22 protein-coding genes are annotated in these 25,544 nt (G+C 42.6%); 4 read left to right on the top strand and 18 right to left on the bottom strand.

Going from position 1 to position 25,544, the window contains the following annotated elements; translation table 11 throughout:
* Positions 1-145: 145 nt before the first annotated feature.
* Positions 146-1,114: an arsenic resistance protein gene (locus tag N6A79_RS14525; protein ID WP_268546486.1), complete on the bottom strand. Its 969-nt coding sequence runs from the start codon at positions 1,112-1,114 to the stop codon at positions 146-148.
* Between the two features lie 354 nt (positions 1,115-1,468).
* On the opposite strand from N6A79_RS14525, the gene N6A79_RS14520 reads away from it, so the two are divergent.
* Positions 1,469-3,502 carry a TonB-dependent receptor domain-containing protein gene (locus N6A79_RS14520; protein WP_268546485.1) on the top strand — a complete coding sequence of 678 codons (2,034 nt, stop codon included), beginning with the start codon at positions 1,469-1,471 and terminating at the stop codon, positions 3,500-3,502.
* A gap of 83 nt (positions 3,503-3,585) precedes the next feature.
* On the opposite strand, the gene N6A79_RS14515 is transcribed toward N6A79_RS14520, so the two are convergent.
* From N6A79_RS14515 to pcaD, 10 genes are all read right to left on the bottom strand, one after another.
* Positions 3,586-4,203 carry an NIPSNAP family protein gene (locus N6A79_RS14515; RefSeq protein WP_262098641.1) on the bottom strand — a complete coding sequence of 206 codons (618 nt, stop codon included), beginning with the start codon at positions 4,201-4,203 and terminating at the stop codon, positions 3,586-3,588.
* A 91-nt stretch (positions 4,204-4,294) separates the two neighbouring features.
* Positions 4,295-6,019: an FAD-binding protein gene (locus N6A79_RS14510; RefSeq protein WP_268546484.1), complete on the bottom strand. Its 1,725-nt coding sequence runs from the start codon at positions 6,017-6,019 to the stop codon at positions 4,295-4,297.
* A 13-nt stretch (positions 6,020-6,032) separates the two neighbouring features.
* Positions 6,033-7,769, bottom strand: coding sequence for an FAD-dependent oxidoreductase (locus N6A79_RS14505; RefSeq protein WP_268546483.1), 1,737 nt, complete (start codon positions 7,767-7,769; stop codon positions 6,033-6,035).
* Positions 7,770-7,912: 143 nt separating this feature from the next.
* The gene (locus N6A79_RS14500) at positions 7,913-8,950 is read right to left on the bottom strand and encodes a Gfo/Idh/MocA family protein (protein WP_268546482.1); all 1,038 of its coding nucleotides are present in this window, start codon (positions 8,948-8,950) and stop codon (positions 7,913-7,915) included.
* Between the two features lie 33 nt (positions 8,951-8,983).
* Entirely contained in the window at positions 8,984-9,808 is an 825-nt protein-coding gene (locus N6A79_RS14495; protein WP_268546481.1) for a sugar phosphate isomerase/epimerase family protein, read from the bottom strand.
* Between the two features lie 36 nt (positions 9,809-9,844).
* Positions 9,845-10,645: a shikimate dehydrogenase family protein gene (locus N6A79_RS14490; protein WP_268546480.1), complete on the bottom strand. Its 801-nt coding sequence runs from the start codon at positions 10,643-10,645 to the stop codon at positions 9,845-9,847.
* Positions 10,646-10,788: 143 nt separating this feature from the next.
* The gene (pcaG, locus tag N6A79_RS14485) at positions 10,789-11,415 is read right to left on the bottom strand and encodes a protocatechuate 3,4-dioxygenase subunit alpha (RefSeq protein ID WP_268546479.1); all 627 of its coding nucleotides are present in this window, start codon (positions 11,413-11,415) and stop codon (positions 10,789-10,791) included.
* Between the two features lies 1 nt (position 11,416).
* On the bottom strand, positions 11,417-12,157 hold the full coding sequence (gene pcaH, locus N6A79_RS14480) for a protocatechuate 3,4-dioxygenase subunit beta (protein ID WP_182418305.1): 741 nt from the start codon (positions 12,155-12,157) through the stop codon (positions 11,417-11,419).
* Entirely contained in the window at positions 12,147-12,548 is a 402-nt protein-coding gene (gene pcaC, locus N6A79_RS14475) for a 4-carboxymuconolactone decarboxylase (protein WP_268546478.1), read from the bottom strand. Before pcaC ends, pcaH begins: the two co-directional genes overlap by 11 nt.
* Positions 12,541-13,350 (bottom strand): 3-oxoadipate enol-lactonase, encoded by an 810-nt coding sequence (gene pcaD, locus N6A79_RS14470; protein ID WP_268546477.1) that lies wholly within the window; start codon positions 13,348-13,350, stop codon positions 12,541-12,543. The genes pcaC and pcaD overlap by 8 nt, the downstream gene beginning before the upstream one ends.
* Before the next feature lie 104 nt (positions 13,351-13,454).
* On the opposite strand from pcaD, the gene pcaQ reads away from it, so the two are divergent.
* On the top strand, positions 13,455-14,378 hold the full coding sequence (gene pcaQ / locus N6A79_RS14465) for a pca operon transcription factor PcaQ (protein ID WP_268546476.1): 924 nt from the start codon (positions 13,455-13,457) through the stop codon (positions 14,376-14,378).
* Positions 14,379-14,394: 16 nt separating this feature from the next.
* On the opposite strand, the gene N6A79_RS14460 is transcribed toward pcaQ, so the two are convergent.
* The 4 genes from N6A79_RS14460 to N6A79_RS14445 all read right to left on the bottom strand — a co-directional run bounded on the left by N6A79_RS14460 (position 14,395) and on the right by N6A79_RS14445 (position 19,067).
* Entirely contained in the window at positions 14,395-14,970 is a 576-nt protein-coding gene (locus N6A79_RS14460; protein ID WP_268546475.1) for a HutD/Ves family protein, read from the bottom strand.
* A gap of 102 nt (positions 14,971-15,072) precedes the next feature.
* Positions 15,073-16,194, bottom strand: coding sequence for an AAA family ATPase (locus N6A79_RS14455; RefSeq protein WP_268546474.1), 1,122 nt, complete (start codon positions 16,192-16,194; stop codon positions 15,073-15,075).
* Positions 16,194-17,015, bottom strand: coding sequence for an RNA ligase family protein (locus N6A79_RS14450; protein WP_268546472.1), 822 nt, complete (start codon positions 17,013-17,015; stop codon positions 16,194-16,196). The genes N6A79_RS14455 and N6A79_RS14450 overlap by 1 nt, the downstream gene beginning before the upstream one ends.
* Positions 17,016-17,753: 738 nt before the next feature.
* Positions 17,754-19,067 (bottom strand): MFS transporter, encoded by a 1,314-nt coding sequence (locus N6A79_RS14445; RefSeq protein ID WP_268546471.1) that lies wholly within the window; start codon positions 19,065-19,067, stop codon positions 17,754-17,756.
* 352 nt (positions 19,068-19,419) lie between these two features.
* Between N6A79_RS14445 and lhgO the strand changes: the two genes are divergently transcribed.
* Both lhgO and N6A79_RS14435 read left to right on the top strand, forming a co-directional pair.
* On the top strand, positions 19,420-20,616 hold the full coding sequence (lhgO, locus tag N6A79_RS14440) for an L-2-hydroxyglutarate oxidase (RefSeq protein WP_268546470.1): 1,197 nt from the start codon (positions 19,420-19,422) through the stop codon (positions 20,614-20,616).
* Positions 20,617-20,749: 133 nt separating this feature from the next.
* Complete coding sequence (locus N6A79_RS14435) at positions 20,750-21,502, top strand: FadR/GntR family transcriptional regulator (RefSeq protein ID WP_182418298.1); 753 nt, start codon at positions 20,750-20,752, stop codon at positions 21,500-21,502.
* A 29-nt stretch (positions 21,503-21,531) separates the two neighbouring features.
* Here N6A79_RS14435 and N6A79_RS14430 read toward each other — a convergent pair whose 3' ends face one another.
* The 3 genes from N6A79_RS14430 to N6A79_RS14420 form a co-directional block, all read right to left on the bottom strand.
* Entirely contained in the window at positions 21,532-22,731 is a 1,200-nt protein-coding gene (locus N6A79_RS14430) for an acetyl-CoA C-acetyltransferase (protein WP_268546469.1), read from the bottom strand.
* Positions 22,732-22,979: 248 nt separating this feature from the next.
* The gene (locus N6A79_RS14425) at positions 22,980-23,303 is read right to left on the bottom strand and encodes a YbaB/EbfC family nucleoid-associated protein (protein ID WP_182418296.1); all 324 of its coding nucleotides are present in this window, start codon (positions 23,301-23,303) and stop codon (positions 22,980-22,982) included.
* Positions 23,304-23,350: 47 nt separating this feature from the next.
* On the bottom strand, positions 23,351-25,474 hold the full coding sequence (locus N6A79_RS14420; protein ID WP_268546468.1) for a DNA polymerase III subunit gamma/tau: 2,124 nt from the start codon (positions 25,472-25,474) through the stop codon (positions 23,351-23,353).
* Positions 25,475-25,544: the final 70 nt, after the last annotated feature.

The following is a 25,544-nucleotide window of genomic DNA, read 5'->3' as shown; positions in this document are numbered from 1 at the left end:
TGCCCTCAATATCCAATGTTGCCAAAGTTAATTATTAAGGGTGCTAATGCCGTAGCGATGTTACAGATAAATGACATATTTATGTCAGAAAAATAACACGAATAAATAATGATATTTATAAGAAATAAAACCTATATTTTGCACACTAAAGACGTTTGCTTATCTCAACATAAATCAATTGGCATATTAATTCGATGAGGGTTTGGGTAACAATAATCGCCGGTAATAATGGCACGGCGTTGGGAATTGTTAAGGCAAGCGGCATAATCACCAAAGAATTACGTGTTGCCATGCTAAAGGCAATACTGCGTTTTTGTGGTTTATTTAGCTTGCAAATTTTGGCAAGAACTAACCCCAGAATTGGCGCCAAAATTGCAAAGCTGATATAAATAGGCAAAACAGTAAGCAGCGCTTTGCCAGCCAAGCCTAGTTGGGGTGCAATAGCTAAAATGACAATAAATAGCACCATGGCGGTAGCAGGAACAGGAAGACAATCAAAATACTGTTTTAAACGAAAGCCGAATTTTTGCTTTTTTGCCCAAATCTGCACAAGACTTGCAAGACATAAGGGCATAATAATCAGCCATAAAAATGCATCTATGAAGGGAGCAACTTGGATATAATTTGCTGCTTCTTTACTCAAAAAAAGTGATAAATAAAGCGGTAAAAACATCATTTGCAATAATAATAAAAGTGCCGTTGCACCAAGCAGCGCGCGCGCATCACCTTTACCCATATGGGTGAAAGTCACCACATAATCGATGCAAGGTGATAATAATACCATTAAAACGCCAAGCTTGATTAAAAAATCCAAAGGAAAAATTTGACTTAAACCAAAAACAAGGCATGGAATGACTATAAAATTGCCAAATAGCAAAACTGACAAAAAGCGTAAATCTTTGAATACCCCACCAAGAGCCGCAAGCGGTACTTGCAAAAATGTGACAAAAAGCATGAAAGCAAGGGCTGGATTGATAAGATTTTCCAAAAATGGTGTAAATTTTTGACTATTGGGATTACCCCAAACAATGAGAAGTGCCACCAAGACACTGGCAAAATAAATCAATGCTTGCCAATGCTCCAATTGCGTTTGTAATTTTAAAAATTTTTGCAAGCAGAAGCCCCCTTATTGGCGCCAATTTTCCAATTATTTTAAATTATACACTTAAGATAAATTTTCCGTGAATTAATACTTGATTATTATAGTCATGTTTGATAGAAAAAATCTGTTTATGTAGAACATAGGTATAATACAGTATAAAGCCAGCAAAAATTTAAAAAAATAGCCAGCCATATTATATCTGCACCATCTTAAAATATTAAATCCTATTATTAAAATTTAAAGGCAAGTATTAACTTCCTTTAAATTGAATGATTCTAAAAATAATTTCGATTTTTATGATTGGTGCATTTGTTCATTTAATAAAAATGGTTCAATTAAAATTTTTTCTATTTTTGGAGAATACTTATGCGCGTTGCTTTTAAAATGAAAAAGCATCTTTTAATGGCTGGTATAGCACTTAATTCGGTCATCCTTTTGGTGGCCAATATTGCCCATGCCCAAGATAGTCATAGCGGCGAAAATAGTGATACATTGCAAACCGTAACGGTTACCGGCAGCAATGGAGCAATGACACCAGCTGGCGTAAGTGTTGTTACGGCTGAAGACATTAACCGCTATGGTAGTGGCAATTTACAGGATGTTATCCGTGATATTCCTGGTACTTTCACTTGGGATAATCCTAGCCAGCCCGGCCTTGCAATTAATATTCGTAGCTTTGAAGGCTCTGGCCGCGTTAACACCATGATTGACGGCGTGCGTCAAAACTTCCGCTTTACCGGCCATGATGCTTCGGGCTATTCTTATGTTGATTCAAACCTATTAACTGAAATAGATGTAGAGCGCGGTGCCGTTGTTGGCGCTGGCGGCGGCGCTTTGGCTGGTAGCGTTAATTTGCGCACTTTAAGCGTTGAAGATATTATCAAGCCCGGTCAAAATTATGGCGTTATTGGCAAGGCATCATGGGGCAGCAACGGTGTTGGCTTTTCTGAGATGATTGCTGGCGGTGCGCGCAATGATATTGCTGGTGTTGCAGCAGCAATCAGCCGCCGAGATTCACGCGATTTTAAGGATGGTGATGGCAACCGCCAAAGCAATACCGGCCAAGAATTGACTTCCGGTTTGGTTAAAGCTGAATTTGGTTATGGCACCGATCATCGTCTTAATCTTGGTGGCGTTTTCTATAATAATGATTTTGGTGCAAATTCCTATAATCAAAATGTCAAAAATACTACATTAACCGCCAATTATTCTTATAATCCTGCGGATAATGATTGGGTCGATTTGCATGTCAATGCTTATTACAACCGCTTAAAAATGGAATATTTTGAAAATTTACGCGGTGTATGGGGAGGCTCTAGCGGCCGTGAAATTGAAGATCGTGGTGTTGGCTTTGATATTTCCAATACATCACGCTTTAATCTTGGAGAGGTTGGCGTCAAATGGCTTTATGGCGTTGAATATTTCCGCGATAAGATTGAAGGAGCTAATTCTGGCGTTAATCCAAGTAATGGTACAGCAAGCAGTGGCGGCGTTTTTTCTGATGCAACCTTCTCCTATAAGATTGTCGATCTAACTGCTGGTTTGCGTTATAATTTTTATAAAATGAATGGTGATGCAAAAGATGGCACGTCCCTTGTTGACCAATCGCATAATTCGGTTGATCCGCGTATTACCTTAGCGGTTAATGTTACCGACTGGTTGCAACCTTATGTTACCTATTCTCAATCTATGCGCAGCCCCACTTTACAAGAAACTATGGTTGGCGGCATTCATCCAGGCAGCACAACCTTTGGCTTTATTGCCAATCCTAATCTTGAGCCAGAAAAGCAAAAAGGTTGGGAACTTGGTGTAAATGTCAAAAAGGCTGATGTCTTTACTGCAGGCGATTTCTTCCGTGCAAGAGCTGCTTATTATGACATGGATATCAAAGATTATATCGTCAGTGAAGGGCGTGATGGTTGTGATCCATTGGCAAACCGTCGCTGCCAAACTTGGTATAATAATGTGCCCGGTACGTCCCGCGTCCGCGGCTTTGAAGCTGAAGCACTTTATGATGCTGGCTTTGCCTTTGCCAATTTAAGCTATACCCATACAAAATCCGATCTTCCCGGTATATTACCTGGCCTTGGTGCTAGCCAATATTTGCCAGATAATGTCTTTTCAATCGGTGGTGGTGCACGTCTATTCGAGCGTAAACTCACTGTTGGTGGTCGTTATCGGTATGTATCATCAGGCAAGGTCTCAACCTATACAGGTGTGAGTGAGTCAGATGGCAGCTATGGCCTTGTTGATATCTTCACCACCTATAAATTCAAAGAAGATATTGAATTATCCTTCAAGGTCAATAACCTCTTTAACAAAACTTATACGCCATTCTTAAGCTCGGCGAATTCCGGTCAGGGTAGAACATTCCTCGTTTCAACCCAGTTCCGCTTCTAATAGGTTTTTTTAAAATTTAAAAAAGCAGCCATTGATATAATGGCTGCTTTTTTTCATGCCTAAAATTCTGTACTTAACATAGTTTAGCGTAAGGGGGAAATACTAAGCGGTACAGCAAGAAGCGAGCGCATATCGCTCGTTAGCCATTGCGGCCCACCAACTGGTGGCCAAACACCTTGCTTGACCGATTCACTGCGTAAATCAAAACGCTCACTAGCATTTTTAAATGGCCAAATATGGGTAATGCGTGGCTCGCCATCAATGCTATAAAGCGCAATAGTGAGGGGCGATATTTTTTCACGCGCTGGCACGGCATTTTCCCAAGCTTTTAAAATATGCGGTAAACCGCCATGCTTATAGACATAGCTGCGCATTTCATAAATTGGGCCAAACTCACCAGCCTCAACTGGCTTTAAAAATGGAAAAGGAATGTAGCTATCCAAAACCAAATTGCTCATCCATTCTGAAGCACCAAAAGGATTGGCGGCATTTAAGGTGCGCTGACGCTCACTATTAAAATCATCTTCGCTATCAAATCCACGCAATAAAATAACTTGGTTTAAGGGGCCAACTTCAGTGGCAAAAGCCCCTAACAGCTTGCCCTTTGCCCCCGATTGCGAGCAAAATTCTTCAATCGCAGGGGCGGCCTTGGCAGCGCCGCCCATGGCAAGCTGCAATGTTGCAATTTCATAGCGTTCCATAATAATTGACCTTTCTTGGGTTATATAAATTCTTTTTTGGTTTGTATAAATTAAAGCGACTTATCACGATAAGACGGCCGTAAAACTGACTTTAGTCTTTAAATGAACCGGCGAGATATTTGCCAATGCGCCACCCAAAAACCATCGCTGGTCCAAGGGTTGTGCCAGGGCCCGGATAGGTGCCACGAAATATTGAGGTTGCATCATTGCCGCAAGCAAAAAGCCCTTCTATCGGCTTTTGATCATTATCAACAACGCGGCCAAATTCATCGCAATCTATGCCGCCACTGCTAGCAAGATCATAGGGGCGAACGCTCACCGCATAAAATGGCCCTTTACCCAAAACGCGCATACAAGGATTTGGCTTATTGTCCTTATCACCGTTAAAGCGGTTCATAACACTGCTACCACGCCCAAAAGCTTGATCGACACCGGTTAATGCATCGTCATCATATTGCTTTACGGTATTGATGAGCCCTTGAGGATCGACATTGATTTTTTGCGCCAAAGCCTCCAATGTATCGGCCTTAATGATGTAACCCGATTGGATAAGTCGATTAAGACCAACACCACCTGGTAAAACAAGCCCCAAACCATATTGGTAGATAAAGGCATCATCAACAATCAAATAGGCTGGTATGGTTGGCACCATTTTGTTTCGTTGCAGCGCCCCCATACAAAAATCATGATAGCTATTGGATTCATTCACAAACCGCTCGCCCTTTTGGTTTACAGCCAAAAGCCCAGGCTTAGCGCGATCTAGAATAATATGCGGCCAAACCGCCATTTCACCATTTGGCTTTTTATAAGATGAACATGGCATCCATAAAGCAGGGCTATCGCAGCCATCATCAAGCCGCGCGCCAATTTTAATCGCATTTTCAACACCATCACCATTATTGCTTAAAGGTGCAAGGCACTGCTCCCTTGTCCCTTCAGGATAAAGCGATTGGCGCAATTCCTTATTATTAGCAATGCCACCGGTTGCTAAAACAACGCCTTTACGCGCATGAATAATGCGTATGCCGTTGGGCGTTGCGACTTTAGCACCAATGATGCGGCCGTTTTCTCGTATAAGTTCTTTAAGGCTATGCTCAAATTCTGGCATGCAGCCTTGCTGTTTAAGGCTAAAAAATAATCGTGCAACCAGCGCATTGCCCATTAATACACGAGTTCCGCGTGAAAAACGCAAACGATCTTTAAAATAACGACTAACAATTTTTAATGTTGTTTTTAAATTGGCAAGGCTTTTAAAGCGATTTAAGATGATATCCAATTCATCGCGGCCAACCATCATGCCGCCAAGCCCCATAAATTCAGGACGCGGTGGTCGCACCCGCTCAAAATCCTTGCCAAGCAAGCGGCCATCAAACGGCAAAGGCGATAAAGCCCTGCCGCCAAAGGCTGCACCGTCACCATCAAGATAATCAGGATGGGCTTTAGAAGCGACAAATTGCACTTCTGTCTTTTGCGTAAAATCATCAATGGCGCTAGCGCCAGAGCGCAAGAAAGCCAACCGCTTAGCTTCCCCACCGCGATTACCAATAATGGCTTTTAAAAATTTTTCAGCGTCTTTGGCGCTATCAGCGACACCCGCCGCGATACTTAAACTAGTACCCGGCACCCATGTTGTACCGCCTGATGTTGCAGTAATGCCGCCAACTTGGCTTGTTTTTTCGCATAGCAAAACCTCAAGCCCTTCAAGCTTAGCAATTAATGCTGCACTCATGCCACCAGCGCCAGCACCAAAAATCAAAACATCCACTTCCTCAATAGTGTCTTGAGATAAAGGCGCATTTGGCTTACTCCCTGACATGTTTAATCCTCCCCTATGCTTTATCTTGTACTCTATTGCATGCAGCGGCAACACTTTCACCAATAATGTAACCAAAAGTCATTGCAGGCCCAAGGGTTATGCCGCCGCTTGGATAGGTTCCGGCAAAAATGCTATTCATATCATTTCCTGCTGCAAATAGCCCATTAATTGGCTCGCCATGCCCATCAAGTACCCGCGCTTTATCGTCACAAATAAGGCCGGCAAAGGTCCCCAAACTGCCAGCAGTAATTTCAACCGCAAAAAATGGGGCTTTAACTATCGGCGCAATACATGGATTGGGTAAATGATCCTTATCGCCTTGCGCCAATTGGTAAGGCGTTGTGCCACGGTGAAATTCATTATCTATGCCCTGCTCGGCGTCGCGGTTATAATTGGCAATGGTTGCTTGTAAGGCACCTGCATCAATACCGCATTTTTGGGCAAGTTCTGCCACGCTATTAGCGCGTTTTAAATAGCCATTTTTAAGCCATTTAGTAAAAGGCACTGGAAAAGGCTTGACCGCACCAAGCCCGTAACGGCGGATAAACCTTTGGTCAGCAAGCAGCCAAGCTTTTACCGGCTCGCCCTTCGCGGTTGCATTGAGTAGCCCGACCATAAAATCATGATAGGATATATCCTCAGCAACAAAACGCTTACCATCTTGCCGCACGGCAATAAGCCCTGGCTTACCGCGCTCCACCAAATGGGGAAAACGGTTAAAGCCACCTTGCCGGTTAGGTACTAAGGACACTGGCGCCCAAGCACCTGACGATATCAATGTTTCATCAACCAAGGCACCAATATTTTCAGCCATTTTTAAGCCATCACCATCAACGCTTAAAGGTGCGGCACTTTCATGCGGCGAGCCATTTTGCACATGGTCAAAAAGCCGTTTCTTTCTTAATTGGTCGTGAGGGAAGCCGCCCGTTGCGAGCACCGTGCCATATTTAGCAAAGACTTGTTTTTTTACGCCATTTTTCTCAATAATTGCGCCACAAATATCATCATTATTTTTTATCAAGGATAAAGCTGGTGTATCAGATAAAAGCCTGACATTATAATGCTGCGCCGACTTTAACAAACGTGCCACCAACGCATTACCATTAACAATTTGCGTTGAACGGCGATAAAACGCTAAATCATAAAAATGGCGCATAAGCCGCTTTGTTACATGGCTAAAGGACGATATTGAGCGCAAAGCCGTTAAAAATGCCCGCATATCTGCGCCTGATGCGATGGCCATGCCCATGAGCGTCATTTGCGGAATGGGTTTGCGCAATTTATAAAGAAGATCTCCTAATTTTCGACCATCAAAAGGTGCTGCAACCACCGAACGACCGCCAGTGACCGCGCCATCCACCTTGCCATGAAAATCAGGAACGGCATTGCCGCCATTAAAAGCAACATCAGTTTTTGTTTCAAAAAAATCGACCATTTCAGGAGCTTTTTTCAAATAAATATCCACCATCACATCATTATAACGGTTGCCCATAATATTTTTTAAATAAAGCCTTGGCGCATCATCACCCTCAATAATACCAGCTTTTTTGGCATGCGATGTTTGTGGTATCCATAGCCACCCACCAGAAAAAGCCGTAGTACCACCAAAATAGGCGTCTTTCTCCACCACCAAGACATCAAGTCCTTGATAAGCTGCGGTAACTGCTGCTGATAAACCACCAGCGCCAGAACCAATAACCAGTAGGTCACATTCTATCTGTTCCATATCGCTAGAAGGATGGTGTTGCATTATAACTGCTCTTTTCTGCTGATCTGCAAAAACTAATAGCCTGAGCATTTCCAACTAAAGTTGGGTCAACTTTGGCGTACGGATAATGCGTCAAATTGAAGAATTTAAAGCACGATGTTGCTTGAACAATAAACAGACGTGCTCTACTCAAGATGAATGGTTTGGCCGCTTTGTGCTGCTTGTTTAACCGCAAAAGTAACCCGCAAAGTTTCCAATCCCTCACGTCCAGACACCAAAGGTTGCGCTTTTTTTAAAATAACCTCGCGGAAATTTTCCAATTGTAAAATGAATGGATCAATCAATGGGCGGTCATTGTCGCTTTTATCAATTGGTTTAAGCCAAGTGCGCTCATTGGTATAACTCCATAATTCAAGGCTTGGCAGTGCAAGAGAACCATGGGTGCCACCAATATAATAGCTATTTTGCAGCGTTGGGGGGAAGTCAGGATTTTCACGTGCGGTAAGTTCCCAGCTCCAAGGTGCGCTAATCGCATCAGAAATGGAAAGGGTGACAATAGTACCATTTTTAAAATGCAATAATGCCCCGCAGCTTTCTTCATTTTCAAAACCACGAATTTGCTTTGTTTCGACCGCTTGCACGGTTTTGACATCGCCAAAAAGATAACGCAAACAATCAATATCATGGATCATATTGACAAAAACTGGCCCTGCCCCTTTTATCTGCCGCCATTGCGCGTTAAAATAATCATCAGGCTTTAAAATCCAAAACATGCAATGAGCAGCGAGGACTTGCCCTAACTTACCAGAGTCAATAATATTTTTAGCCGTTTGCAGCATGGGATTATGGCGGCGGTGATGGCCAACCATAAGCGGTACATTATTTTTTTCTGCCGCTTCAACCAGTTTTAAGCCCTCATCGACATTATCTGCAATCGGCTTTTCCATTAAAACTGGAATTTTGGCGGCGATTGCTTCAAGCCCATTGGCGACATGAAATTGATTAGGGGTTGCAATAATAATGCCATCAGGGCAGTCACTTAATAGCATGGTTTTAATATCGGGATACCACGGAACATTAAGGCTTATCGCATAGTCTTTTGCAGCATCAACAGGATCAATAATTGCCGATAATTCCACATTTTTATCTTGTGCAATAATAGTGACATGGCGTTTGCCGATAATTCCAGCCCCCATAACTGCAACGCGAATTTTACTTCCCATTTCTCTCTCCCTTTTGCCTCCCAAAGACGCGTTTTAGACATAGTCTCGCTGTGCAAGGTCTAAAATCTTGCGTGCAGATTCAATCGCCATACGCGCGCAGTTTTCAACGCCAAAAGCATTGATAATTTCATGGCTAGCAACTTCTATGCTGATTGGGGTATTTTGCGGCACAACCTGCATCAAGGCTGGTAAATCAATGCCGCCATCGCCGGGCATAAGCCGTGCGCTCCTTGCAATGGCAATTAGCTCTTCATCACTTTTACCATAAGGCACTGGCCCATCACATAATTGTACATAATGAATCATTGATGGGGGAAGCGCTACCACATCATCAAGAGTTGATGTGCTGCGGTCAAAATGCAAGGCATCAATCAGCACTCCGCCATTTTTTTCGCCCGCTTTTTCAACAATATTACGCGCTTCATTTAATGATTTAACTGCCGTCCATGGCATAAATTCAAGGTCTGCGGTAAGATTGGCAGTTGCAGCAAGCTGACAAAATTGGGCAAAATTATCGCTAAGGCGTGCGACATCAAAATCATCGCCAGCAACCAAAATATTTTTTGCCCCCAATTCATAAGCGCGCTCAATAAAGGGTTTAAAATCAGCAATATTGGTTTTGTCCTTAAGGCGAATGATTTCAACATCGCCAACGGCCATATTATAATCAAACAATGCTTGTTTTGTATCGTTTAGCAATTGCTTGTCGGTTAATAATGGATAGGCAGGCTCGGTTGGGGCGGCAGGCAACATACGCAAACCAACCGCTTTATAACCGTATTGAGCCGCAATTTTAATGGTTTCAACCGGTGAAATATTACCAACAGTTAGAAAAGCAAGCGAAAAATAATGGGGCATTTTATTGCATCCTTAAATGAGCAATGCATTTTCAATTTACGCGTTTGTATCTTTTGCCAATAGGAAATTGACGACAAGATCACGCACCTTGGCAAACATATCAACCCCAAGCACCGTGGTTGAACCACGTTTTTTAGCCTCAATAATCCAAGCTGTTTCAACTGGTTTTGCAATCACATCGCCAGCCCAAGTATGAGCGCTAAGGGTTGTTACATCAAAGGGTAGCGGATCATCATTACGCATGCCGGCTGGGCTTGCATTAATGGCGCCATCAAAACCGCTCACATCGCGGCTACCTTTCACAACACGGCAAAGCCCCAAGGCATTTAAACGTGCGATATTATCATTTTGACGGTTTTCATCCATGTCAAAAATTGCAAGTTCGCCAACTCCATTGGTAACAAGGGCATGAGCAATAGCACTGCCTGCGCCGCCCAAGCCGCATAATAAAACGCGCTTACCCACAAACTCACAACCCTTGGCATTTAAAGCAGCAATATAGCCAAGGCCATCAACCATATCGCCTGAAAGACCGTTTCCATCTTTCCGCACAACATTAACCGCATGTAAAAATTTCGACCTATCGCTTAAATGGTCGCAAAATTGCGAACCTGAAATTTTATGAGGAATGGTGACTAAAATACCATCAAGATTTTTAATCGTTTTGGCGGAATTAAAAAATGTTGCTATATCTTGACTTGCAACATTGGTTGGAACGCAAACCGCATTAAGCCCCAAATCTTGCAAAGTTGCGGTGACGCCAACTGGTGCTTGTACTTGTGCTATTGGATCACCAACCACAAAATAAAGCCGTGTTGATCCATCTAATTTTGTCATCAAAACCTCCCAATTTTGATAGGGGCAAAAATCTACCCAAAAGGCTTAAGCGCCTCATCTCCCGTTTATTTTTGCCCTTACAAAATTAAAGTCTTGAAAAACTTAAAATTTACAGTTACTTAGAATCTGCAAGGGCAAGATATTTACATATCTAGAAACACAGTTTCGCCTTCACCTTGAACGATAATATTAAAAGTAAAAACAGGCACGCCATCACGCATCGATTTTTGCGCAATTAATGTTTCACGGCGTTTTTTGGCATCAATACGGTTTAAGAGCGGATCTTGCTCGTTTTGCTCGCTCATATCAGAAAAATAGGCTCGTGTATGAAGCGCCATATTAATACCGCGCGCACCAATCCAAAAGGTGATATGCGGCGCTTGTTGACGGCCATCAGGATAGGGCGTCGAACCCGGGCGGATGGTCTCAAATTGGAAAAAAGCTGCGTCGCTTGATGCTGGCTGACGCCCCCAACCAGTAAAATTGCTATCAGCTGCGCCACGCGTTTCATTAACCGAATTATAAAGACCATCCGCATCGGCTTGCCAGATCTCGATTAAAGCATCTTTGATAAGCTCGCCGCCCCCGTCAAAAACTTGCCCCTCAATAATAATACGCTCGCCTTTGGTGTGCGCATTAATCATTTTATTGCCTAAATCTTCAAGATAAACGCCATGAATACCAACATAATTAGGCGTTGCACCAATATGGATATAAGGGCCAACCGTTTGCGAAGGGCTTTCTTTTAAATAGTTTAGTTCTTGTGCCATTTTAATTGCCCTCCATACGGTTTTCAAACATGGTTGAACGTCGTCCACGCAAGACAATATCAAACTTATAGGCAAGGCTATCCATTGGGATAGTGGCACTACGGTCAAGAGCTGCAATAAGCCGATCAATAGCCGCCGGATCAGGAATTGTCTTAACAATCGGGCACTGCCAAATCATCGGATCACCTTCAAAATACATTTGGGTAATAAGACGTTGAGCAAAGGCATGGCCAAATAGCGAAAAGTGGATATGTGCGGGGCGCCAATCATTAACGCCATTTGGCCAAGGGTAAGCACCAGGTTTAATGGTGCGAAACATATAGCGTCCCTCTTCATCGGTAATGGTACGCCCACAACCACCGAAATTGGGATCAATTGCAGCAAGATAGGTTTCTTTTTTATGACGATAACGTCCACCAGCATTTGCCTGCCAAAATTCAAGCAAAGTATTGGGTAGCGGCTTGCCATTTTCATCCAAAATACGACCATAGACTACAATACGTTGACCAATTGGATCGCCATCCTTGGCGTAATTGCGAATAAGGTCATTATCATATTGCCCCAATATATCATGACCAAAAACTGGGCCGGTTATTTCAGATATTGTGGCAGGCAAGGATAAAAGTGCATTACGCGGCGAGCGCAAAATACTGGTTTTATAATCTGGCGTATAGGCGGCTGGGTGCCATTCTCTATCGCGTTGAAAATAATTTCCACCCCGTTCAAAAAAATTATTCGTCATTATTTTCCTCCACTTCCTGCAATTCTTTTTTAGCGATTTTTATAGCGCTATTGGCGGCAGGAACACCGGCATAAACTGCGACATGCATTAAAGCTTCAAGAATATCTTCAGGACTTGCACCCGTATTACGCGTTGCCCGCACATGCATGGCAAATTCTTCTTCATGGCCAAGGGCGGCAAGCAAGGCAAGTGTCACGATTGAACGCTCGCGCTTAGAAAAATGATCGCGCGACCAAAGGCTTCCCCATGCGCCTTCAGTAATAAAGGTTTGAAAAGCGTCATCAAACGGTGTGGCACTTGCCAAAGCCTTATCAACATGAGCATTGCCAAGCACAAGCCGACGTGTTTTCAAGCCATTTTGATAGCGTTCACTATGCTCATTATCACCCATGGACTTCCTCCGAAAGAAAACTTTTTAATAATTCTATTGTTGCTTGCGGCTGTTCGATGCACGGTAAATGGCCACATGCGTCAATAAGTTCAAACCGCGCGCCCTTAATCAATTGTGCGGTTTCTTTCACCAATTCTGGCGGTGTCGAACCATCTTGTGCACCAGCAATAATAAGAGCAGGAAGCGATAATTTAGCCGTTTGCTCACGCAAATCGCCATCGCGCAAAGCCGCGCAGGTCGCGCAATAGGCGATTTTTGGTGTACGCTCCAACATATTGCGATAGGCTTGATAGGCAGCTTGTTGATTATTTTTAAAGTCATCGGTTAACCAGCGCACCATAATTTGTTCGCCAATAGCTGCAATACCATGCGCCTTTATGGTATTGATCCGCTCATTCCAAGATTGCTCAGTACCAATTTTTGCCGCCGTATCCATAAGCACCAAACGGCTAACCTTATCCTTAAAACGATAGGCATAATTTTGAGCAATAAGACCACCAACCGATAGGCCGATAAGCGTTATATCGCTATCCCAACCAATATTTTGCAACAAAGCATGCAAATCATCAGTTAAAAGATCAATCGAGTAACTGTCATCTTGCAAAACTAAACCAAGATCTGTCAGACCATGCCCGCGTTTATCATAGCAAAGACAAGCATAATCTTTTTCAAGACCTGCAATAACATCATTCCAAATACGAAAATCTGTTCCCAACGAATTGATAAAGACAAGGCGCTGGCCGTCTTGACGACCAGCAGTTTGGTAATGCATGACTATATCATTGGTGATGGTAAATTGCATTGGTCTGTCCTCCTAATAATTGTTCTAAATGAATTGACAGATTATGTAAAATGATAAATTATACAAGAAATATAACTTATAGGTTATTTAAACGCGGTGATAAAATGCTACCCAGTGATCTTATTCGGCTTCGTCATTTAAAAACATTTCAAGAAGTTGCACGGCAAAAAAGTATTAGCGGTGCGGCTAATGTGTTGGCGATTACCCAGCCCGGCGTATCAAAAACTATTAAAGAGCTGGAAACCATATTAAATGCCGAATTATTTGATCGTAGCCACCGCACTTTGCGGCTAACCCCAATTGGCAAGCGTTTTTTAACCCATATTGAAAATTCGATGTTGGCGTTAAACCAAGGTATTGAAGAAATACAAGAAGCTAAAGAACGCAATGCACTTCCTTTAAAAATTGGTGCTTTACCAACCGTATCGGCGCGGCTATTACCAAGGGCAATTTTACGCTACAACACCAAGAAACTAGGTGGCAAGCCGGTGATTGTAACTGGCTCTAATGGCTATCTTATCCGCGACTTGCGCGAAGGTAAGGTAGATATTGTCCTTGGCCGCATGGGGGAACCAACAGAAATGATGGGTTTACATTTCGAGCATCTTTATTCAGAAAAAATATGCTTTGCGGTGCGCCCAGATCATCCACTTTTAGCCCTTAAAACTTTCGATATAGCTAAAATTGCCCAATATGATTTCATCATGCCATCTGAGCAATCAATTATTCGCCCTGCCGTCGATAAATTGATTTTGATTGCCAATTTGCCGCGCCTTAACATTATTACTGAAACAGTTTCAACTGCCTTTAGCCGTTCTTATGTGCGGGCAAGTGATACGGTTTGGGTGATATCAGAAGGCGTTGTTTTAGAAGATATTGCGAGCGGTGCATTAGCCGCTTTGCCGATTGATACCTCATCAACCCTTGGGCCAGTTGGCATGACCTTGCGAGCGGAAGGGGCGATATCCCCTGCCGTTGAATTTTTTATGAATGAAGTAAGGCGCGTTGCATTAAGTTTTGGCAAATAAATTTTAAGCCTATATTTTAGGCCTTATTCATAACAAATATGGCTATGACATTGGCATTATGGGGCAAATTATCAAGCACATCGCCACCATCAAAAATAAGCGTATCTAACTCGCCTAAAGCTACTAATTTTTCACCAATGGTTAAATCTGTGGCAGCGGTTGCTATAAGAAATATTTTGATAATTTGAGCCGCATTAAGTGGTGGTAAAGGCTGGCTTAAACGCTGCATATGATGCTGGAAATAATGACGATTGGTCATAATATTAAGATCAGTCGATACACCGCCGCTAACCTCTGCATAAACCTTGGCTTCACCTTTAAATGAATAACAATCGCCATTTTGATTAAGGACAACCTTATCCGTATCATCAATGGTTAGAACAACGTCATCTCCTTTTATTAAAGCAATGGTGCGATCAATATCAGAAAAGGTGGAAAATGGGCCAGACTTTGAAATGGTAGCAATGCTCACCCGCCAATCTGGAGCTTGTTGGGTACTTTTTTCACTATTGCCGAATGCCACTTCACGGGTTTCACCACCGCCATTTTTCCATGGCATTACTTTATAATCACTTGCTTTAATGTGCTTCATTTGACACCCAATAATAAGATTTTTAACAAGCATATAATATTTGCTGCAAAACTCAATTAAATAGCCGAGCATTTTTTAAAAACGCTCGGCTATTATGGTCAATCACGTAACGATCCAATGGACGTGATGCGCCTCAAGCAATGTTGCCGGCTCCCATTTGGCAGCAAGACCCGCAATGATGTTTTCAGGCACTCTAGCTTCACGCTTTTTATTTTGGCGATAAAGCTGAACACTATTGGTTACAAGCCCATGAATTTCAACACGAAAACCATAGTCGCGGCAAAGCTTGATGGCGCGGCCGCGATTAAGCTCGCTAATATGAACAGCATTCCAAACAAAGCTTTGTTCACGCCGCAAATATTCCCTTGCTTGCTCAAGCGCTGCTTGCACCACTCTCCCTTGATTTTTTGTTGGAAGAATTCCCATTTCTTCCCTGATAGCATCAAGCGATAGGACTGGCAATTCTTGCAAATGCTTGCCAATATAGGTGTCTTTGCCCGCCCCCGGCAAACCACTTAATATATGAGCTGTTGCCGTTGGCTTTTGATATTCTTGATAGCCCTCATAGCGGTCAGGCTTTTCAAAATATGAAATCCGACTTTCATCATTAGCAAAAGGATATGGCGCATGAAGCATGGATTCTTCGTTCAAAAATTGCCGCAAAAGTTCAAGCTCAAATGCGGTTTGTTCGACCTGTGGCGAAATGCGACCAAGATTATCAGCCTCTGCTAAAATAAGTAGCGGCCGCCAATCATAAATCCATGAAAACTCAATAGCTTGACGCTTCATCCTATCGCTTTTCCAAATGTGGAAAGGCTTTTGATGCCAAGCAATCAACCAATAGACCTTTTCAATAATTGGCCAAGCAACGCCATTATGCCATAAAAGATCAAGTACCCGATGCGCGCCCTTAAGGGCATGCCCCGGCTGGCTAATGCGGATGCGTTTTTCAATCGGATCCCACAATTCAACCGTTGTGCGCGGTTTGGCAAGGTCATGCAAAAAAGCAGCAAGCAGCAAAATGATTTGCTGCTCTTTATCGCTTTTTTGAAAACCTTGATGATTGATCATACAATCAACCACCATTTGCGTATGAATCCAAACATCGCCTTCACCATGATAGACTGGATCATGAGGGCAATTGGCGAGAAGATCAGCAAAGGGAAATATGGCTTTTGCTAATTGGATATCACCATCAAAAATACTTTTAAGCCAAGATTTCATCACTCATCTCCTTTCATCTGATAAAATGTATCACTCTTAATGAGGCCGTTTGGTACAATCGGCCGCGAATGCCAATGGCTATTATTGTCAATGATCGTTTGCACAAAATTTGGCCGCACAAACTTAAAGCGCATGGTGACAATGCCATTTTCTTCCACCTTGCCGTAAATACCTTCCGACAATTCACTGGCTTCAAAACGCGACATATTGCGTGCCTCATCAAGCCCCTCGCGTTTTAGGGTTGCAGCCAAATGGTCTTGCCAATTTAAACTGCGATAAAGCGATGGCTGGATAAAGCTTTTAAGATGGTCAAGACTTAGAGCTGGCCCTTGATATAAAACCGGCACATGGCAAAATGGCAAATCCTGTAATAATTGATGGCGCGAGGGCGTATCAAGAAAGACTTGGTTTTGCGTATCAAACACATCAAATTCATGAAAATAATCCGGCAAACGGTCATAATACAAAGTATGAGCTGCAAAAAGCCACTCACCATAGACAATATAACGGCCAGCCAAACGATCAAAAAGCGCGTCTTCTATTGCGAGCAATAAATCCTTGAAGCGGTTGAAGTGTCGTTCACGGCCACCGCGCTTTGCTAAATCCAGATAATGCCCACGGCTTTGACCAAAAAGCGTTGCATCATCATGAAAACCAAAGCCGGTATTCGCACCATCCAGTTTTTCTTCATAAATCACATTGCGCCCCAAAAGCGCCGAAAATGGTATAATATCCGCTTGTTTATCACCTTTTTGCAAGCCTGATCCATCAAGATGCGGTGTCGAGGGATATTTGCGGATAGAATTGAATAAATGAGACATAATAGATAACTCTTTTAAACACAGAGTATTGCTAACCAAAAGCGTGAAAACGGCCTTAGTTAAAAATGCTCTAAGAGTTGCGCAAAGAAAACTATTATAAAGACACGCAAAAGCACCATCAGTTATGCGCATAAAGACGCAATAAACCAATCCTTGCCAAGCATTATGGTAAGTGCTTAAACGCCCCAATATTTAAGGGAAGTTAATCTGTCTTCAATAAACTGATTTTTACCAAAGACACAATTTACCATTGCCTCATGCATGTTTGCATAAAACTCAAGCAAAAAGGTTCCTGATAAAGATCACATTCTTTGACAACCAATATTCATATTTTGTGAGAAATGTGTCAACAATAATTCATTGAGAAATCAAAGCTGATTTCTTTTCTTTATTATTAATTATGTGGCAAAAAAATATCTATTACATTATTCCGTTCCTTTGATGGCAAACGGCTAACATAATTATTTACAAAAATCAACAATAAAGATTTATATATTTAAATGATAAAATAACAACAAAGCTTAGCCGTAAATAAATAGGGCTAAGCTTCAATATAAATATTTTAAGTTAATTAGCGCATTTGCAACACGAATATTGATTAAAAAAACGGCAGCGCGCTAAATTGTCGTTTTTCAATTTCTTCAACCGCAAAAGTCACTGCAACTTTTGCTGAAAATAATCCATTTGTTGACGCATTCTTCGAACGCAAAAGTCAATACAACTTTTGCTGAAAATGCTTTAGTTCTTATCGCCTGAATAGCGCCCACCTTGGTCAAACAAAGCAGCAACAACAACGATAATTGCAGAGATTACCAATATTACTATAACCCCTGTTACCGAATTGGTGGGCGAAGCAGTAACCAACCCCAATGCTAATAAGGGTGCTAAACCACCAGCAATCGCCGTTCCAATTTCACGCCCCATGCCAAAGCCTGTTGATCTGGTATTTACAGGAAATTGCCGACTTAAAAACGATCCTTGCGGTGCAAACATCATTGGCGCTAAAATACCAGTTGCAATAGCAAGAGCGAGATAAATTAAATGCGCTTGCCCCGTTTGCAAAAGAGCCATAAATGGATAGGCGAAAAATATCGAAAGCACACCACCCATTATAAGCACTTTTTTAGAGCTCCACCGGTCACATAACCAACCAAGTGCCGGTACTGCAAAGATTGCGACAAAACTGGCAATCGTTACCGATAACGAGGTGACGGACGCACTAACATTTTGAAATTGGGTTAAATAAGCAAGGGAAAATGTTTTGAAAATATAACTCAAAGCATTGTAACCGATAGCAATGGCGAACACCACGAGCAAACCTTTAAAATTATACTTGAAAACATCTAGGATTGCCGTTTTATTTTCCTTTTTGGTTTGCTCTAGCTTCACGAAATCAGGTGTTTCAGGCAAGCTTTTGCGCACCCACAAACCAACAAATACTAAAGCAATCGACAAAAGAAACGGAATACGCCAACCACCAGACAATAAGAATTCATCACCATTGATCGTCAACAGATAAACAGTCGCTGAAGATAGTAACAAGCCAAGATTTAATCCCAAGGCCGGCCAAGCACCTTGACGACCGCGCCTTTTGCTATTTGCATGTTCATAAGATGTGACAGCGGCAGCGGCAAGTTCTGCACCTGCGCCCAAACCTTGGAAGATACGTATAATAACAAGAAAAACCGCGCCCCAAATACCAATAACTTCATAACCGGGGATAACACCAATTAATGCAGTACAAACACCCATAAGACAAAAAGTCACCATGAGCATTTTCTTACGTCCATAACGATCACCAAGATAACCAAAGAAAATGCCACCAAATGGGCGGGCTATAAAACCAATGGCAAAAGTGGCAAAGGCTTTCAATGTTGCTGTTTTGGGATCAGTATTATCAAAAAAGATACGGCCAAAAACAATTGATGCCATGGTCGCATAAAGATAAAAATCATACCATTCCAACATTGAGCCAACAATAGTTGCAACTGCAACTTTGCGAATACGTTTGCGCTCTTCATGCGCTGTTTCGGGCTGATTTATTGCACCCATATTACTTCCTCCTCCTAACACTCCACTATGTGCTTTGTTTAAAAATTTGTCGTAAAACCTACAAAAAATTTAAACCAATATTGCATCAGCACATTGCATATTGTTTAACTCACCCTCAATGAGAAAAAATAGCCATGTAAAAACAGTATATTACAATAATTTTATTGAAATCATTCTCAACGCTGATGCAAAGAATTATTTGACTAGTTATCATGTTGTCTGATAACATGCAAGTTCGATAATTTGCATTAAGATAGATCAGCATTTCGATTTATAACGAAAATCACCTTTGGGCATTTTTGTTTTGACATCTCAAAAATATAAAGATTATGGGCGGTATTGGGAGGATATTTTGGAAAATTTTGATTTTTGTATTATTGGCGCCGGCATTGTTGGCCTATCAACAGCCATGCAACTTTTGCAAACAAAGCCAAATGCATCATTGATTGTTATTGAGAAAGAGGCAACGCCCGCTTTTCATCAAACCGGCCATAATAGCGGTGTCATCCATGCTGGTGTTTATTATGCGCCGGGCAGTATGAAAGCTAAATTTTGCCGCGAGGGACTTGCTGATACCATTGAATTTTGCAAAACTCACAATGTTGCCTATGATCAATGCGGCAAACTAATCGTTGCAACTTCACCTTTAGAGCTAGAGCGCCTTGATGCCTTGGAAAAGCGCGCCGAGCAAAATGGTCTTGATTTAGAAAGGCTTGACGGCGCGGCATTGCGCGAGCGTGAACCCCATATTACTGGACTTGGTGGCCTATTGGTTAAAGATACCGGTATTGTTGATTATCCGGGCATGTCAAGAGCCATGGTTAAGGAAATTACCCGCCTTGGTGGTAAGATTGCTTTTGCCAATCAATGTATCGACATTAAAGAAACCAGTGAAAATGTCACCGTTACCACTGATAAGCTTGAAATTTGTTGCAAAAAATTGATTGTATGTGCAGGATTACAAGCCGACCGGCTCGCTAAAATGGCCGGCCTTGATGTTGATTTTCAAATTGTTCCCTTTCGCGGCGATTATTACCGTCTGCCAGCTTCTTGCAACAATATCACCCAGCATTTAATTTATCCTGTTCCTGACCCTGATCTACCGTTTTTGGGTGTGCATTTAACCCGCATGATTGACGGATCTATAACTGTTGGTCCCAATGCCTGTCTTGCCTTGGCACGTGAAAAATATAGCCGCTTTGGCTTTAGCCTTAAAGATTTTGCCACCATGATTGGCTTTTCGGGGCTTTGGCATGTGGTGTGGAAGAATCGCAAATCAGCAATATCTGAATTGAAAAGCGCCTTTATGCGTAGCCAATATTTAAAACTATGCCAAAAATATTGCCCAAGCTTAAAACTTTCTGATCTGCAACCCTATCCTTGTGGCATTCGTGCGCAAGCAGTTTTGGCCAATGGCGACCTTGTGCATGATTTTCTTATCAAGCAGACGGCGCGCAGTATCCATATTTGCAATGCGCCATCGCCGGCTGCTACCGCATCACTGCCCATTGGTCGCCATATTCTCTCTCTCATTAATGAACAAAACTAGAATATGAGATCTGAAATTTAGAAAAATTACAATAAATGGTGCAAAAGCGATCAATGAAATAAGACCTTTGAATTCTTTCATTGAATTATTTTTTTTAGATAGTGTATGTTTCTATGGCATGGGAGCATAGGCAATGGCAAAGAAAAATAATATATCATTGACGCAAGAAAACCAGCCAACAACCAATGGCCTTGATATTGCTCCTGTCAAACGCAAACAAAGTTTGGCAGGGCAGATTTGCGATGTATTACTAGAACGCATTACCACGGGAAGTCTACGCCCCGGCGATCAATTACCAACCGAACAGCAGCTATCTGCAGCGTTTAAAGTAAGTAGATCTGTCATCCGCGAAGCAATTGCCCGCCTTAAACAAACTGGCAATATAGAAACCCAACAAGGGCGCGGAGCTTTTGTTGTCGAACAAAAAACCACAATTGATATATTGGCTTCGTCTTTGCAGCCTTCCATTTCCCCTGCCAATATTATGGAGCTAAGGCGGATTATCGAGCCTGAAATTGCCGGGCTTGCCGCATTAAGGCGCAATGAAAGCGATATTGAAGCCTTAGAAAAAGAAATTGCCATTATGAAAAATGCAGGCGATATACTTCATGAGCGCACACAAGCCGATATGCGTTTTCATACAGCCATTGCAACAGCCAGTAAAAATCCGCTTTTTGCATCGGTCATTGAAAATCTCTATCCGCTTTTTACGCAATTCTTATACCTTGCCCATGATAATGCCAGCAAAGTCAAAGGCACTTTTATAGCAGCTGAGGGCGAACATGATGCCATTGTTAAGGCGATTATTGAAAGTGATAGTAGTGCTGCAATGAAAGCAATGAAAAAGCATTTACAACGCTCATCTATCCGCCTATCAATTTTTTAAAATAGTGATCATTGCGCCAAAATAATTATTTAACGCTCAACACATAAAGCAATGCCCATACCGCCGCCAATACACAAAGTGGCTAAGCCTTTTTTGGCATCGCATCGCTGCATTTCAAACAATAAACTAGTTAATATACGTGCGCCAGATGCACCAATTGGGTGGCCAAGCGCAATCGCACCGCCATTAACATTAACCTTAGAGTGGTCAAAATTAAGACCGCGGCATACACTCAAAGCTTGCACTGCAAAAGCCTCATTCGCCTCAATCAAATCAAGATCATTAATTGTCCAACCAGCACGCTGTAAAGCTTTTTGGGTGGCTGGAATTGGTCCCATGCCCATAATCGCTGGATCGACCCCAACGCTTGCCCATGACACAATGCGAGCAAGCGGCTCGATATTACGGCGCTGCGCCTCATTAGCACTCATCAATAAAACCGCTGCTGCGCCGTCATTAATGCCAGATGCATTGCCGGCAGTTACGCTGCCCTCTTTATCAAAAGCGGGACGCAATCTTTGCAATTGTTCAATTACTGCTCCTTTACGAATATATTCGTCCTTGCTAACAACTATATCGCCCTTACGCCCCTTAATCACAACGGGTGCGATTTCCGCGTCAAAGCGTCCAGCCTTTTGGGCAGCTTCTGCCTTATGTTGGGAGTGGAGTGCAAATTGATCTTGCTCTTTACGACTAATATTCAATTTCCGCGCAATATTTTCTGCAGTGATGCCCATATGATAATTGTGGAAAGCGTCACGCAAGCCATCATAAATCATTGTATCAACAAAGGAACCATCGCCCATTTTTATACCTTGGCGTAAATAGGCTGCATGAGGTGCTTGCGACATAGATTCTTGACCACCAGCAATAATAATATCAGCCGCCCCTGTTACAATTTGTTGCATGCCAAGAATAATGGCACGAAGCCCCGAGCCACAAAGCTGATTAATGCCAAAAGCTGTACTTTCTTGTCTAAGTCCTGCCAAAAGCGCCGCTTGACGTGCGGGATTTTGCCCCCCAAGAGTGGTTAAAACTTGCCCAAGGATAACTTCATCAACTACCTCAGCGGTTATATTGGCACGCTCCAACACAGCTTCAATCACCACCTTTCCTAATTCATGGGCAGGCAGAGACGACAAAGCTCCATTAAATGACCCCACCGGCGTGCGTGCAGCCGATGCAATGACGACAGATGAACTAAGCAAAGAAGTTTGAAACTGAGACATAAACACTCTTTTCTAAAAAAAACGATAATGATTACCATAGAGCTATAATGCCGGTGATTTATCCCTTCACTGAAGCCTAAAGTACAAATTGAAAACGCTTTTTTCCTACTCCATCAACTGTGCCATCATCGGCCCATTCAATCAATGGCATTTTTTATGCGCTGCACAAACAACTGCCTTTATTATAAAAAAAGCCCACCAATTGCTTAGCAATAGATGGGCTTTGTAAAAATTATTTGATTGAAAAATCAAAATGGCAATTTAAAACCAGGAGGAATTGGCAAACCTGCTGTCATTTCTTGTGTTTTTTGCGCCATTGCAGCTTCGATCTTGCCTTTGGCTTCATTGTGGGCAGCCATGATAAGATCTTCCAAAATTTCGGTATCTTCAGGCTTATTAAGTGAAGGATCGATTTTAATGCCCTTAATCAGCCCTTGACCAGATAATGTGACACTGACCATGCCACCGCCAGATGTGGCGGTTACTTCCATATTGGCCATTTCGTCTTGCATTTCTTGCATTTTGGCCTGCATTTCTTTGGCCTTTTTCATCATGCCCATCATATCGCGCATCAATAACTCCTTAAAATAATCAACGAACCATAGCTTAATGCTAAAGCTTATTCTTCTTCCATATCGGCATGCTCATCGCTTAAATCAATATCGTCATCGCTTTCATCTTCCGGCTCGATATTATTTAAACGCACATCAACAATTTTAGCACCAGGAAAATGTGATAAAATCCGACCAACATCGGGATCAGCCTCGGCATCTGATAAAAGCTCATCGCGATGAGCTTGTTCGGCTTCAGCAATTGTCATGCCGCCGCCGTCGCGCAAGGCGGTTACCGCCCAACGCTCTCCCGTCCATTCCAATAAAGTCTTGGTAATAATGGTTGAGAGATTACGTGGTGCGTCATCGGTTGGTACATATTCCAACACGCCTTGCTTGACGGTTATTGGGCGAACATATTCTTTTAAATAAAATTTAAAATGCAGATCGCGATTTTCATCAGCAAGCGTGATTAAATCATTAAAGCGTTTAATTTCAGGCTTTTTTTTTTCGCTTTTTACTTGCCCATCAATAAAGGCTTCATCTTCGCCCTGCGCTTCACTTTCATTTTGTTGATTTTCAGCTTGCTTTAAAACGTCAACCTCAACCGCTTGACTTTCAGCTTGTTGCTTGTCGCTTAAAGGCGCGGTTTCTTCAACTGATAAAGAGCTGTCTAATTCATCAACGGTGGAAAGCGGTGCAACGCCTTCATCTTTCACTGCGTCAGCAACTTGCTTCTTTTCCTCAACCTTGTCTTCTACTTGTGGGACTAAAGCCGATTGCTTATCCACCGGTGCTTGCTCATGATTTTTATTATCTAAGCCATTATTATCTAATTGAGTGGTTGCCTCTATGACTACATTTGCAGCATTATCAACAGTTGGTAAAGGTTGCGGAGCAAGATTTTGCTCATTTTTGTTTTGCCCATTTGGACTTATTACATTTGCGCTTTGTGGTGCAGCTAGTTGTTGGGGCGCTGCCTTTTGCATGGCGACAGCCATTTGGCTCAATGCAATATCAGGGGTTTTACCGTCAGTAATAGCTTTTAAAGCTTCATCAATTGTTGGCAAATCGGCAGCATGAGCCAGCCGAATAAGCAGCATTTCTGCCGCTTGCAATGGGCGCGGCGCATTATCAGCTTCGCTAATGCCTTTTAGCAACATTTGCCAATTACGTGACAAAGTGCGGATAGAAAGCTTGCTTGCAAAATCTGCACCGCGGCGGCGCTCTTCTTCGGAAAGCGATACATCCTCAATCAATTGCGGGGTAAAGCGCAAGCGGGTTACCAAGTGATTGAAGTCCGCAAGCTCGGTTAAAATCACTATCGGATCAGCACCGGCATCATATTGGCCTTTAAATTCTTGCAAAGCACTGGCAATATTACCGCTCATAATAAGCTCGAATAAATCGATAATACGAGCGCGATCAGCAAGGCCAAGCATTGAGCGAACCGCTTCAATATGAACACTGCCAGCACCGTGAGCAATAGCTTGATCCAGAATAGACAAGGCATCGCGCACCGATCCCTCACCAGCGCGCGCAATCATCGCCAAAGCTTCACTATCAACAGTGATATTCTCGGCACTCGAAATTTTTTGCAAATGCTGCGTCAAGGTAGCAGAATCAATGCGGCGCAAATCAAAGCGCTGACACCGACTTAATACTGTAATTGGAACTTTACGAATTTCGGTGGTTGCAAAAATAAACTTCACATGGGGTGGCGGTTCTTCCAATGTTTTAAGCAGACCATTAAAGGCCTGCGTTGAAAGCATATGCACCTCATCAATGATATAGACTTTATAGCGTGCTGAAACAGGGCGATAACGCACTTGCTCAATAATTTCACGAATATCATCAATACCGGTATGGGAGGCAGCATCCATTTCTACCACATCGACATGGCGCCCTTCCATAATTGCTTGGCAATGTTCACCCATCACTGATAGGTCAATGGTTGGGCGGTCGATAGTATCGGTCTTATAATTAAGAGCGCGCGCCAAAATACGAGCTGTAGTAGTTTTACCCACACCGCGTACACCAGTCAGCATCCATGCTTGCGCAATGCGCCCCGCCTCAAAGGCATTGGTTAGGGTGCGCACCATCGGCTCTTGACCGATAAGATCAGAAAAATCTTGCGGACGATATTTGCGGGCAAGAACGCGATAAGCTTGTTCTGCCGTATTATTGTCCATGCTATCAATCCAAATATCTGAAAAAAGGTTGGCTAAAATATTTCTAGATTTATGGCATTTTGCCAACAGC

Origin of the sequence: Bartonella sp. HY761, assembly GCF_026743145.1 — a bacterium.
GTDB lineage: Bacteria > Pseudomonadota > Alphaproteobacteria > Rhizobiales > Rhizobiaceae > HY038.
The sequence above is the reverse complement of the archived record's forward strand: the minus strand, read 5'-3'. Positions and strand labels throughout refer to the sequence as shown.

Bases quoted from the DNA above. Each gene is read 5' to 3' on its own strand.
- N6A79_RS14515 (WP_262098641.1), bottom strand. From the start codon at position 4,203: ATGGAACGCTATGAAATTGCAACATTGCAGCTTGCCATGGGCGGCGCT.
- N6A79_RS14425 (WP_182418296.1), bottom strand. From the start codon at position 23,303: ATGCGCGATATGATGGGCATGATGAAAAAGGCCAAAGAAATGCAGGCC.
- N6A79_RS14490 (WP_268546480.1), bottom strand. From the start codon at position 10,645: ATGACAAAATTAGATGGATCAACACGGCTTTATTTTGTGGTTGGTGAT.
- N6A79_RS14500 (WP_268546482.1), bottom strand. From the start codon at position 8,950: ATGGGAAGTAAAATTCGCGTTGCAGTTATGGGGGCTGGAATTATCGGC.
- N6A79_RS14450 (WP_268546472.1), bottom strand. From the start codon at position 17,015: ATGTCTCATTTATTCAATTCTATCCGCAAATATCCCTCGACACCGCAT.
- N6A79_RS14510 (WP_268546484.1), bottom strand. From the start codon at position 6,019: ATGTCAGGGAGTAAGCCAAATGCGCCTTTATCTCAAGACACTATTGAG.
- pcaQ (WP_268546476.1), top strand. From the start codon at position 13,455: ATGCTACCCAGTGATCTTATTCGGCTTCGTCATTTAAAAACATTTCAA.
- N6A79_RS14430 (WP_268546469.1), bottom strand. From the start codon at position 22,731: ATGTCTCAGTTTCAAACTTCTTTGCTTAGTTCATCTGTCGTCATTGCA.
- pcaG (WP_268546479.1), bottom strand. From the start codon at position 11,415: ATGGCACAAGAACTAAACTATTTAAAAGAAAGCCCTTCGCAAACGGTT.
- N6A79_RS14420 (WP_268546468.1), bottom strand. From the start codon at position 25,474: ATGGACAATAATACGGCAGAACAAGCTTATCGCGTTCTTGCCCGCAAA.
- N6A79_RS14445 (WP_268546471.1), bottom strand. From the start codon at position 19,067: ATGGGTGCAATAAATCAGCCCGAAACAGCGCATGAAGAGCGCAAACGT.
- N6A79_RS14460 (WP_268546475.1), bottom strand. From the start codon at position 14,970: ATGAAGCACATTAAAGCAAGTGATTATAAAGTAATGCCATGGAAAAAT.
- N6A79_RS14505 (WP_268546483.1), bottom strand. From the start codon at position 7,769: ATGCAACACCATCCTTCTAGCGATATGGAACAGATAGAATGTGACCTA.
- N6A79_RS14495 (WP_268546481.1), bottom strand. From the start codon at position 9,808: ATGCCCCATTATTTTTCGCTTGCTTTTCTAACTGTTGGTAATATTTCA.
- N6A79_RS14520 (WP_268546485.1), top strand. From the start codon at position 1,469: ATGCGCGTTGCTTTTAAAATGAAAAAGCATCTTTTAATGGCTGGTATA.
- N6A79_RS14435 (WP_182418298.1), top strand. From the start codon at position 20,750: ATGGCAAAGAAAAATAATATATCATTGACGCAAGAAAACCAGCCAACA.
- pcaH (WP_182418305.1), bottom strand. From the start codon at position 12,157: ATGACGAATAATTTTTTTGAACGGGGTGGAAATTATTTTCAACGCGAT.
- pcaC (WP_268546478.1), bottom strand. From the start codon at position 12,548: ATGGGTGATAATGAGCATAGTGAACGCTATCAAAATGGCTTGAAAACA.
- pcaD (WP_268546477.1), bottom strand. From the start codon at position 13,350: ATGCAATTTACCATCACCAATGATATAGTCATGCATTACCAAACTGCT.
- N6A79_RS14455 (WP_268546474.1), bottom strand. From the start codon at position 16,194: ATGAAATCTTGGCTTAAAAGTATTTTTGATGGTGATATCCAATTAGCA.